Here is an 11,641-nt window from a genome sequence, read left to right on the forward strand (position 1 = left end):
CCGTGCGGTGAATTCGAGGAAATACGCGTCCCGGCCGTGGCCGTTAGGGGAATTTTATACCGATTTTCGACGCTTTGACGCGCTGTGGCGAAGGGTTCGTATTGGTCTGGCTCTCGCGGAAGAGATCGGGTCAGGCCCCGACGCCGAAGGCGCAACCGCCCCGGAAACGCTCAGGCAACAGGGACCGCAGAGCACAAGGACGCTGGAAAGCAGGACCGCTCCAAAATGGAGCGGCCTCGCCGAAGGAGCAAGGGCGCGCATGCGCCTGAATCTCTCAGGCCCAAGGACAGCGGGGGCAGAGGAAACCGCCTGACGAACCCGGGCGCGTCGCATCGTGCGGCGCACGGGGCGGGCGTTGTCGACTGCAAACACCGAGGGGATCTCGTTTGACACTTTCACGCCAAACTCGCCGTAACCTGCTGCTGGGCTGCAGCATCGCGCCCGCCGCGCTCATGCTGCACACCGCCGCCTTCGCCCAGACCGCGCCCGCGGAAGACACCAGCGTCGCGGAGATCATCGTCACCGGCTCGCGGATCGACCGCGCCGGCTTCGAAGCCCCGACCCCGACCGTGCGCGTCACCGCCCAGGACCTGGCCGTCGGCGCCCGTCCGAACGTGGCCGCCGCCCTGAACGACCTGCCGCAGTTCCGCGCCACCACCTCGCCCCAGACCACCGGCACCAACACCGGCGCGGGCAACGCCCCGGTCGACCTGCGCGGCCTGGGCATCAACCGCACCCTGGTGCTGCTGGATGGCCGTCGCTTCTCGGGCGAGAACGACCTGAACATGATCCCCAGCGTGATGCTGAAGGGCGTGGACGTCGTGACCGGCGGCGCCTCGGCCGCTTGGGGTTCGGGCGCCGTCGCCGGCGTCGTCAACCTCTCCATCGACCGCAACTTCACCGGCTTCAAGTTCGGCATCGAAGGCGGCGAGTCGTCGTTTGACGACGCCAAGCAGATCCGCGTCGAAGGCGCGGCCGGCACGACCTTCGCCAACGGCCGCGGCCACTTCGTCATCGGCGGCGAATATCTCGACAACGACGGCGTAATCCCCAAGAGCAGCCGTCCGAACATCGGCCGCTGGGCCACCATCTCGAACGGCGCGGGCCGCTTCGTTCTGGCCCCCGACGTCGGCTTCTCGAACGCGGCTCCGGGCGGCCTGATCACCTCGGGCGTCCTGCGTGGCCAGACCTTCAATCCGGACGGCACCCTGCGCGCCTTCGACTACGGCACCGTGCAAGGCACCAACTCGATCGGCGGCGAAGGCCCGTCCAACGATGACCTCTCGCCCCTCGTCACGCCACAGAAGCGCTACGCCACCATGGCTAGCGTCACCTACGACCTGACCGACAAGGTCAAGATGACCGCCGAGCTGCGCCGCTCGCGGATGTGGAACAACTACATCTGGTTCGGCGACCACAACCGCGGCAACCTGACGATCCGGTCGGACAACGCCTTCCTGCCGACCGCGGTGAAGAGCGCTCTGGCCGCCGCTGGCCAGACCTCGTTCACGATGGGTCGCTTCAACACCGAGGCCTATCCGACCATCGACTTCGAACGCGTCTCGACCCAGGGCACGATCGCCCTGGACGGCGAGTTCGACGGCGGCTGGCGCTGGAGCGCCTATTACAGCCACGGCGAGCAAGAGAACAATATCGACACCCCTGGGTTCTTCCTGACCCAGAACTACGCCAACGCGGTGGACTCGGTGATCAACCCGGCGACGGGCCAAGCGGTCTGCCGCATCGCCCTGACCACCTCGACCAACTGCGTGCCGATCAACCTGTTCGGCCAGGGCGCGCCCTCGCAGGCCGCGCTGGACTACGTCACCGGTACGCCCTCGATGCGTGAAACCAGCAAGCTGGACGTCGGCGGCTTCAGCCTGCGCGGCGAGCCTTTCAGCCTGCCGGCCGGCGCCGTCTCGGTCGCCGTCGGCGCCGAAGCCCGCAAGGAGTCGGTCGACCGCACGGTCGGGGCCCTGGACGCGGCCAAGGCCTTCACGACCTTCAGTTTCTCGGCCATGGCCGGCAGCTTCAGCGTCAAGGAGGCCTTCGCTGAAGTGCTGGTGCCCGTCGTCCGTGACGTCCCTGTGCTGAACAAGCTGGAAGTCAACGCCGCCGCGCGCGTCTCCGACTACAACACCACCGGTTCGATCTGGTCGTGGAAGCTGGGCGCCACCAACGAGTTCTTCCCGGGCTTCCGCGGTCGCATCACCCAGTCGCGCGACATCCGTTCGGCCAACCTGACCGAGCTCTTCACGACGACCACGACCGGCTACAACACGCTGACCGACCCGACGAACAATTCCAGCGTCTATGTGCTGACCAACGGCGGCGGCAACCCGAACCTGAACCCCGAGACGGCCAAGACCTTCACGACCGGCTTCGTCTATTCGCCGCCGTCGATCGCGGGCCTGAGCATGTCGCTCGACTATTTCAAGATCAACATCGACGACGTGATCACCACGATCGCGGCTCAGGACATCGTCACCCGCTGCGCCAACGGCAATCAGGACCTGTGCTCGCGGGTCACCCGTGACTCGACCGGCACGATCACCCGGATCGTCTCGACCTATGTCAACCTGGCCAACTACAAGACCGACGGCTTCGACGCCGAGATCTCGTACTCGACCGCGTTCGATCGCCTGATCCCGGGGGCTCCGGGCCGCATCCGCGCCCGCCTGCTTGGCTCCTGGGTCAACAGCCTGACCACCAATGACGGCGTCAGCAAGATCGAGTACGTCAAGTCACAAGGCTATTCGTTCGGTCTGGGCACGCCCAAGACCCGTGCGAACGCGTCGATCGACTGGGCCGGCGAGATGTTCAGCGCCAACCTGCGCGCCCGCTACATCTCGGCGGGTAACTACAACAACACCGTCGATCTGGTGAACAACCACATCAAGGCCTACACCTATTTCGACCTGGGCCTCGCGGCGAAACTGCCTGAGATCCGCGGCAACGCGATCGAACTGTACGCCAACGCCACCAACCTGTTCGATAAGAAGCCTCCGGTCAGCTCGCTGTACTCGCCGTACTACGACGTGATCGGTCGTTATGTGACCGTCGGCGCGCGGATGCGTTTCTAAGCCCGCCCGACATCGCGCCGCCGGCTGCGTTCCCCCGCGCTCCCTCCGCCGGCGGCGCTTCCCCTTTCTTTCGAGGCATTCCCCAGATGATCTCTCGTCATGCCCTGGCGCTGGCCCTGTTGGCCGGCGCCGTCGCCACCCCTTTGGCGGCCCAGACCGTCGCCCCGCCCGCCGCCGTCGTCATCGACGGCGCGCCGGCCATCCCCCAGGAGCTGGTCGCGGCGACAGCGCCCTACCTGCAGGCCCGGCACGCCAACTTCCTGGGTTGGAACACGGTCGACCGCTCGATGCTGATCAAGACCCGCTTCGGCGGCTCCGATCAGGTCCATGTCGTGGCCCAGCCCAATGGCGATCGCCGCCAGATCAGCTTCGAGAACGAGCCGATCCTGGCCGCGGCGCTCTCGCCCAAGGGCGACACGCTGGTCGTCCAGAAGGACAAGGGCGGCGATGAGTTCTACCAGCTCTACGCCCTGGAGGCCGGCCGGCCGCGGCTGATCACCGACGGCAAGAGCCGTAACTGGTTCGGAGCCTGGTCGCGCGACGGCAAGCTGGTCGGCTACGCCTCGTCGCGTCGCAACGGCGCGGACATGGACCTGTATGTCGTCGATCCCAAGGACCCGAAGACCGACCGCCTGGTCGCCCAGGTCAGCGGCGGCGGCTGGAACGTCGCCGATTTCTCGGCCGACGGGTCGAAGGCCCTGGTGCTGAACCGCATGTCGATCAACTACGCGGTGGTCTACGAGCTTGACCTCGCCACCGGCAAGATGAGGGCCCTGACCGATCCGAAGGCCAAGGCCTCGTATGTCGATCCGAAGTACGGCCCCGACGGTTCGGTCTGGTTGACCTCGAACAAGGGCTCGGACTTCCTGCGCCTGGGCAAGCTGGACGCCAAGGGCGCGTTCGTGCCCGTCTCCAAGGAGTCGCGCTGGGACGTCAACGATTTCGCCATCGCGCCGGACGGCGGCTTCGTGGTCTATGCGATCAACGAGGCGGGCGTGTCGCGCGTGCGGGTGATGGATGTCGCCACCGGCGCCACGCGCCCCGTGACCGGCCTGCCGGCGGGCGTGATCCCCTACAGCATCGGCTCGGCCATCGAAATCGCCCCCTGGGGCCAGATCGGCCTCAGCCTGTCCAGCGCCAAGGTGCCGGGCGACGCGTTCTCCATCGATCCCAAGACCCTCGCCGTCACCCAGTGGACGCATAGCGAGACCGGTGGCCTGGACCCCGCGCTGAATGTCGAACCCAAGCTGGTCGAGGTGGCCAGCTTCGACGGCAAGAAGGTCTCCGGCTTCCTCTACCAGCCCGACCCGGCCAAGTTCCCCGGCAAGCGTCCGCTGATCGTCGACATCCACGGCGGTCCCGAAGGCCAGACCCGGCCCGACTTCCTGGGCGGGAACAACTATCTGCTCAATGAGCTGGGCATCGCGTTGTTCTTCCCGAACGTGCGGGGCTCGTCCGGTTACGGCGCGCGGTTCGTCAATCTCGACAACGGCCCGTTCAAGCGCGAGGACTCGGTCAAGGACATCGGCGCCTTCCTCGATACGCTGGAGAAGGATCCGGCCCTGGACGCCAGTCGCTTCGCCGTCAACGGCGTCTCGTACGGTGGGTACATGTGCTACGCCTCGGCCACGCACTACAGCCCGCGCCTGAAGGGCGCCAACTGCTACGTCGCGATCTCGAACTTCGTCACGTTCCTTGAGAACACCCAGTCCTACCGTCGCGACCTGCGCCGCGTGGAATATGGCGACGAGCGTGATCCCAAGCAGCGCGAGCAGCTGATGAAGATCTCGCCGCTGACCAGCGTCGACAAGATCACCATCCCGCTGCTGGTGGCCACGGGCGGGACCGATCCGCGCGTGCCGGCCTCTGAAGCCGACCAGATGATCAAGGCTGTCCGGGCCAAGGGCGGCGAGGCCTGGCACGTGCTGGCCAAGAACGACGGCCACGTTTTCCGCAAGAAGGAGAACGAGGACTACTACTTCTGGACCAGCATCATGTTCTGGCGAAAGACCCTGCTGGGCCAATAGGGCGGCCGAGAGCGCGGAGCCTTGAGGTTCCGCGCCTTTTCCTTCGAAGGATTCAGGACGTTGTCGATCTTTCTGCGTTGCGCGAGCCTGGCGCTGTTGTTTTCGGTCGGTCGGGCCTGGGCGGGCCCGGCGATCGACCACCACATGCACCTCCATTCGCCGGCGATCCTCGAGGTCCTCCCGGCCTATTGCGCCAGCCCGAAGCGCAAGAGCCCGTGCGACCCGCGCTTCACCGCGCCGCTGACCGCCGCCGACGCCATCAAGGCGATGGATGGCGCGGGGATCAGGCAGGGTTGGTTGATGTCGACGGCCTATCTGGCCGAGAGCCCTCTGGGCGCGCCGACGCCGGACGCCGCCAAGGTCGTCCGCGAGGCCAATGACTTCACGGTCGCTTTGGCGCGGAGGCGGCCCGATCGGTTCGCCGCCTTCGTCAGCGTCAATCCGACGGCGCCCGACGCCCTGACGGAAATCGCCCGCTGGAAGGGCGACCGCGCCGTGAGCGGGCTGAAGCTGCACCTGACCAATTCCGACGTCGACCTGCGCCATCCCGCCCAGGTCGCGAAGCTGGCGGCGGTCTTCCGCGCCGCGGCCGCCAATGGCTGGACGATCATGATCCACATGCGCACCGGCGCGGCCGACTATGGCGCTCGGGACGTCGGGATCTTTATCGATCAGGTCTTGCCGGCCGCTGGCGGTCAGCCCGTCGTCATCGCCCACGCGGCGGGGTGGGGTGGGATCGATGCCGTGACGCTGGACGCCTTGAGCGCCTTCGCCGACGCGTTCGAAAAGGCTCCGGCTCGCGTCAGCAACGTCCGCTTCGACCTGGCCCAGGTCTTCAAGGACGATGCGACGCCCGAGGACCGCGCTCGGATGGCCGGCCTGATCCGCCGGATCGGTCCGGATCGTTTCGTAGCTGGATCCGACTGGCCATTCGCCGGCGACCTCAAGACCTACTTCGCGACCGCCTATGCGGGACCGGAACTGTCACCCGAGGAATGGGCGAAAACCTCTCGCTAGCTCTACCGTGTCGGCGCAGGTTTGAGCTGTCCTCGCTAGGCGCTGATGTTCCGGAGTTTTTCAAAACGCACAAATTGGGCAAACAGGCTAACACTGTCCCAGCAGGGCTGCTTGCAGCTAAAGCCTGTCCCCTGAGCGGTCCTATAAATAGGAGCGCGACTTCCTAACCCAGTCATCTAACGACACCCAAAAAACAATCTCAGAGAGCTTCTGGGAATTTGTGATTTAAGATTGCATTTCGTTATTTTTCGCAGATACGTTGTCGTGGCCCTTGAGCATTGGGCGTCGGCCTGAGCGAGCCCCCATTTAAAGCTCAGGCCGACATTTGGCCGCTACGTCTCTCCTAATTCGTCGTTTGAGGCGCCGCTTAATCGCAGCGCCTACCGGCTTGACATCCTGTAATTGCTTGGTGTCACCATGCAATTTAAGGAAGCATTTCGACTGTAGGAGTTTGAGCCAGTGAGGCGTATCCGCAGGCCAACCATCGCTTTGTGGCTTCTCGCCATCTGGACCGCCGCCACAATCGCAATCGGCGCCTATGCGCACTCCCCATCAGGTGCAAATGCGCGGCCCATCATACCGGTGATGTGTGCACTGACGTTCGTCGGGGCAGTTCTGGTCGGCCGTATGCAGAAGCGCGACGGGAGAAATAGCCGATAGACGCGTAAGCACGGCCTTGACTCAATTCAAGGTAGCCATCACGATATTTCTCGTCAAAATGGTATTAGCTTCACCAACTTGACGGCAATCGGGCTGCCCGGCCAGCTTTTCCGTTGGGAAAAGGTAATGGTCAGCAAGAGAGCGACAATCCTGCCGAATGACGTGACCCCCTGAAACTCCTCCAGAAATAACTAGAGTCCGCCCCAGGAAAGGGACGGACGAATGAAGCGATCACGGTTCACGGAAGAACAGATCATCGGAATCCTGCGCGAGCAGGAGGCGGGCGTGCCGGTGGCGGACCTGTGCCGCAAGCATGGGCTCAGCTCGCCGACCTTCTACAAGTGGAAGGCCAAGTATGGCGGGCTGGACGTGTCGGAGGCGCGGCGGCTCAAGGCGCTGGAAGACGAGAACGCCAAGCTCAAGCGGATGCTGGCCGAGGCGATGCTCGACAACGTCGCGCTGAAGGATCTGCTGGGAAAAAAGTGGTGACGCCCGCCGCGCATCGGGAGGCCGCCGCCTATCTGGGGTCGGCCTACGAGATGAGCGAGCGGCGGGCGTGCCGGGTTCTGGGCGTGGATCGGACGAGCGTGCGCTACGCGGCCACGCGGACCGACGACGGCGTGCTGCGCGAGCGGCTGAAGGCCCTGGCCCAGGAACGCCGCCGGTTCGGCTATCGCCGGCTGCACGTGCTGCTCAAACGCGAGGGCCATGTCGTCAACAAGAAGCGGATCCAGCGGCTCTATCGCGAGGAGAAGCTGACCGTGCGCCGGCGCGGCGGGCGCAAGCGGGCGATCGGCACGCGGCGGCCTCTGGAGGTCCCGCTGACGCCCAACCAGCGCTGGAGCCTGGACTTCGTCTCCGACCAGATGACCGACGGCCGCCGCTTCCGGATCCTGACGGTGATCGACAACTGCACGCGCGAGTGTCTGGCCCTGGTGGCCGACACCTCGCTGTCAGGCCGGCGAGTGGCGCGCGAGCTCGATGCCATCATCGCCCAGCGCGGGCGGCGGCCCGACACAATCGTCAGCGATAATGGGACCGAATACACCTCCAACGCCATCCTGGCCTGGACCGACGACAGCGGCGTGGGCTGGCATTACATCGCACCGGGCAAGCCCCAGCAGAACGGCTACAACGAAAGCTTCAACGGCCGGCTACGCGACGAACTGCTGAACGAGACCCTGTTCCGGTCCTTGCCGCACGCCCGCGCCGTACTGGAGACCTGGCGGCGCGACTACAACGAGCGCCGGCCGCACTCCAAGCTCGGCTGGATGACGCCCAGGGAGTACGCCAGCGCCTTCTGCGGAGAGACCGGCCGGCACGCTGCGCAGGCTGATAGCTCCGCGCGCCGGCCTCTTGCCACCCACCAACACCAAGGCTCAAATCAACCCAGGACTCTCGTTATGGCTGGATGAGAAATGGGGGTCACGTCATGATCCCCGAACTCGTCGAGGATCTTCATCATGAGCTTCTTTGGCGTGGTGGCTCGCTCTAACGGTATCAAAATGATCGGCTTGAAATCTTTGGTTGGCGGATGTCGAGACTCGACCAGGCGCCTGAAGGTCTCTGAAACAGCCGTCTTGCCCGAACCCGATACGGCGACGGTCCTCACGCCCTTCTGAGGTTTGCCACGCGTCGCGCGCCCAAGTGCTATTAGGAAGTTATAAGCGCCATGAATCTCCACGTGAGGTGGATACGGGAAGAAAATTGACCCGAAGAGCGCCAGTTTGGAGACCGTTTCATCGAGTGTCATAGCTCGATCTCCTTCCATTCCGTGATATCAACGGTGAAGGAGAAAGGCCTTGCAGGTTGAGGCTTCGGTTGCGGTTTGGCCGCCCCGTCCCGAGCGATCCTGCTCTTCGATTTCAGCTTTTTCGGACGCGCCGCTCGGACGGGCGTTTGTCCCCCATCGGTTCGTGTATCGGCTAAGAGATCATAGCTGATCGTAGGCGCCAGGCCGTCGTGGCGGGCAGGCGCGTAGGCGAGCGTCACACCGCCTTCGCCGAGCTTTTCGATAGTCGGCGGATTCAAAATCCGCCGCATCGCGCTGCGCGCGGCTCCTTTCAAGTGAGGAGCTGCATCTTCAATCCGCTCGATAAAGCGCGCCCTCGCCTCAAGGCGCTGAATTTCGGTGTTAAATTCGTAGCCCTTGAGACGGGCCCACTCCTGCACCTTGCGATGGTGCCAGAGCGACATTCCGGCGGTGTAGCGCTCGTCCAGGCAAGGCAGGGTCACATAGCGATTTCGCCGCCGGTTCCACACGTGGATCTCGCCTAGATTGGCGGGGTTGTACTTCACCTTGACCGTGACGGCCGCAGATCCCTTCCGTTGGCCCCGCACCGGCTCTAGGCCGATCAGATCTTCGAGGAGGGCCCCTACCTTGCCTTCCTCGTGGAACTGGAGCCCGAAGAGCGACAGCCCCGAACGGGTGACGCGGCAGCTGTGCTTGACTGCTCCCATCATCGCGTCGAGGCGCCGATCGTCATCGATCACATCGATGCGGTGAGCGTCCATTTCCTGCTGCCAAAGGTGGGCCGGCGCCGCTCCGACGCCGGAGTGGACACTGACATGGTAGGTCGCCAAGGCCTCATGGATGAGGTCTTCGAGTTGGTCGATCGTCAGAACCGCATCCTTCGCGGGGTCATAACCCATCTCCCGCAGGACATCGGGCTTGAACACGGCGCCAGGGAGCTTGGTGTTGAGCAGTTGGTTTAGGGTCCTGAAGAACCGCTCGACGATGGCCTTGTAGGTAGGAGACGCAACAGGCGCGAGCCGCAACGTGGTCCCCACGTCAGCCAGGGCATCCTCAAGCGAGACCCCGGCGAACTCCTTGCCGTTGTCGACGACGATCTCGTCGAAACGCCCGAAAATATAAACTAGGACGGGGTAGTCGGCGGACAGCGCGGTCCTTCGCATCTTGGGCCTGTTCGCCCGCTTGATGCACTCCATCACCGAGTAGATCGACGGCGGTTCGAAGCTGAGGACGAAGCCGGCGACGCAACGTGTTCGGACGTCGATCAGGACGGTCAACCATGGGCGACCGACCGGGAGCATCCAGTTGGTGTCGATGACGGCGACGCCATCGAGCACAGTGTGGTCCATGCAGCCCAGGCGCAGGAAGCGACTTGCTGAAAGGCCTGCCCCACAGGGTTTGAACCGCGCCCTCGCCCGCTTGGTCCCGAACTTCAGCTCATAGGTCTCGAAGCTCTCTAGGCCGCGCACCTCCACGCGAAACGTCTCGTAGGAAGGCGTTTTTAGTAGCGGCAGCTTTCCCCCTTTGAGCCGCCGCCGGTTGATATACTCAAGCAGCTTGGCAAAACGCGCGTACCCGTCGAGCATGCTCCAGCCAGCGCGGGTCCAGTACCAAAGCGCGCAACGCTTCATCAGCGCGAGGGTGACGGCTGGGAACCTCCGCTTTCGCGCTTCTCGACCGCTTCTGGCGACCATGTCTTTCAGAAGCCGTTCGCCCGGTGCGCCGCGATTTGCCAGCCAACGTCGAACTGACCGGGTACTAGGCTTTTCGTCGAACTGCGCGGCCTGCTCAGGCTGCTCGGACCAAAGCTGGGCCAAGCCCAAAGTCAGCGACCTTTCACTCCGGAACTCTCCGCCCATCGCGTCTAGGCCGCGGACGACGAAGGCGCGTAAGCGAGCGTTCTTGTCGAGCCGATTGAGCGCTTCAAGGTCGTCGTCGAAGGCCGACGCCTTTTTGCGGTTTGGCGGCTTGAAGCGCCCTCCCACCTTCCGCAAATTGCTCGATGAGAGCTGTTCTAGAAGCCAGGCAGTGTCAGGCCATCGCTTTGGTCCATCGGCCTCTTCAAGCTGAAACGGACCACCGTTCTGCTCCCGCATGAAGTGGATGAAATTGTCGCCGAGCTCGGCCTGAAAGATCAGCCGTTGGCCGCGGAACTCCCAAATATCGCCCGGGATGAGCCTGATCGGAGCGCTCATGACATCGCTCCCACGTGGCGCTGCATGTCCGAACCGGCGACGGCGCGAACGGCGCTGTCCTCACCGAGGGGGCGCCAGATGTCGATGTTGACCAGGCGCGCCACCATCATCGCCTTGATGATCGCCGCGCCCTGCCGTCGTTCAGCGATCATCTCCGCGAGCCGCCCGAGCGGCGCCTGTCCGCCCATCCGGTAGATCGCCTCCAGAGCTAGATACCCGTGCGATTGGTCGAAGCGGACCTGCCGCCTGGACTGGATTTCGACAATGTTGGCGTACACGGCCGCTGGCGCGAAAAGCTGCTCCTTCAGCACCACCCGAAACGTCCAGCCGAGCCGACCGCAGATATCTCGCACACGGGTAAGCTTGAGCGCGTAGTCAGGGTCGCGAAGCGCCCGGCGGTCGTTCTTCACCTCAACGACCTCGATGCGACCTCCTTCGAGAAGGCGCACGCAGTCGGCGATGTAGACGCGATTGGCGCCGTCTATGATGAACTCAAACCGGAATGGCTGAGCGCGGTAGTCGACGACCTGGGTGTCGACCTCGCTGTGCATGAGGAAGGCCTGCTCGTTCATGCCTTCGAAGGGGAGCGAGCGACCGCATTTGGCGCTGCTGTAGGCCCCCGTCGTGATGCGCCGCCGTCCAGTAAGAACGGTGCGGATTGCTCGATCGTCAGGAGTGACAACGACCCGTGCGACCGCCGTCAGCGCCGAACGGCTTAGTGGTTCTGGCGGTTCGCCGAGCGTCAGCCGGATGGTGTCGCTAACTGATGGCCGGGCCGAACCAAAAGGCCCACTGAAACCCCGGCGCACCGGGGCCGATTGCTTGTTCACGTTGGAGATTCCTCTCTCAGAATTTGGGAGAGGCGGAGCCCAGGCACACGCCCGCAATCTGTCCGGCAGGACAGTT

The 11,641-nt window shown here is 64.3% G+C and carries 7 protein-coding genes, 1 pseudogene and 2 riboswitches; of the genes and pseudogenes, 5 read left to right on the plus strand and 3 right to left on the minus strand.

Going from position 1 to position 11,641, the window contains the following annotated elements; all coding sequences use genetic code 11:
* The first annotated feature begins 106 nt into the window (after positions 1-106).
* Positions 107-197, plus strand: a riboswitch (glycine riboswitch).
* A 3-nt stretch (positions 198-200) separates the two neighbouring features.
* A riboswitch (glycine riboswitch) is annotated at positions 201-292 on the plus strand.
* 94 nt (positions 293-386) lie between these two features.
* From ACW173_RS00525 to ACW173_RS00545, 5 genes and pseudogenes are all read left to right on the plus strand, one after another.
* The gene (locus ACW173_RS00525; RefSeq protein ID WP_492082955.1) at positions 387-3,083 is read left to right on the plus strand and encodes a TonB-dependent receptor domain-containing protein; all 2,697 of its coding nucleotides are present in this window, start codon (positions 387-389) and stop codon (positions 3,081-3,083) included.
* 86 nt (positions 3,084-3,169) lie between these two features.
* Complete coding sequence (locus tag ACW173_RS00530) at positions 3,170-5,110, plus strand: S9 family peptidase (RefSeq protein WP_492082956.1); 1,941 nt, start codon at positions 3,170-3,172, stop codon at positions 5,108-5,110.
* 60 nt (positions 5,111-5,170) lie between these two features.
* Positions 5,171-6,127 carry an amidohydrolase family protein gene (locus ACW173_RS00535; protein WP_492082957.1) on the plus strand — a complete coding sequence of 319 codons (957 nt, stop codon included), beginning with the start codon at positions 5,171-5,173 and terminating at the stop codon, positions 6,125-6,127.
* Between the two features lie 882 nt (positions 6,128-7,009).
* A pseudogene (locus ACW173_RS00540) lies at positions 7,010-7,162 on the plus strand (transposase); the annotation flags it as partial.
* A complete protein-coding gene (locus ACW173_RS00545; protein WP_492080530.1) occupies positions 7,129-8,202 on the plus strand; it encodes an IS3 family transposase in 1,074 nt (357 codons plus the stop codon). The pseudogene ACW173_RS00540 and the gene ACW173_RS00545, both read left to right, overlap by 34 nt.
* On the opposite strand, the gene ACW173_RS00550 is transcribed toward ACW173_RS00545, so the two are convergent.
* Genes ACW173_RS00550 through ACW173_RS00560 form a run of 3 tightly spaced genes read right to left on the minus strand, consistent with a single transcriptional unit; the run spans position 8,172 to position 11,565 of the window.
* Positions 8,172-8,540: a P-loop NTPase family protein gene (locus ACW173_RS00550; RefSeq protein ID WP_492082958.1), complete on the minus strand. Its 369-nt coding sequence runs from the start codon at positions 8,538-8,540 to the stop codon at positions 8,172-8,174. The genes ACW173_RS00545 and ACW173_RS00550 overlap by 31 nt on opposite strands.
* On the minus strand, positions 8,537-10,735 hold the full coding sequence (locus ACW173_RS00555; protein ID WP_492082959.1) for a TnsB C-terminal domain-containing protein: 2,199 nt from the start codon (positions 10,733-10,735) through the stop codon (positions 8,537-8,539). Before ACW173_RS00555 ends, ACW173_RS00550 begins: the two co-directional genes overlap by 4 nt.
* Positions 10,732-11,565, minus strand: coding sequence for a TnsA endonuclease N-terminal domain-containing protein (locus tag ACW173_RS00560; protein ID WP_492082960.1), 834 nt, complete (start codon positions 11,563-11,565; stop codon positions 10,732-10,734). The genes ACW173_RS00555 and ACW173_RS00560 overlap by 4 nt, the downstream gene beginning before the upstream one ends.
* Between the last annotated feature and the right edge of the window lie 76 nt (positions 11,566-11,641).

The sequence above is a fragment of the Caulobacter sp. ALps2 genome, from assembly GCF_058681635.1.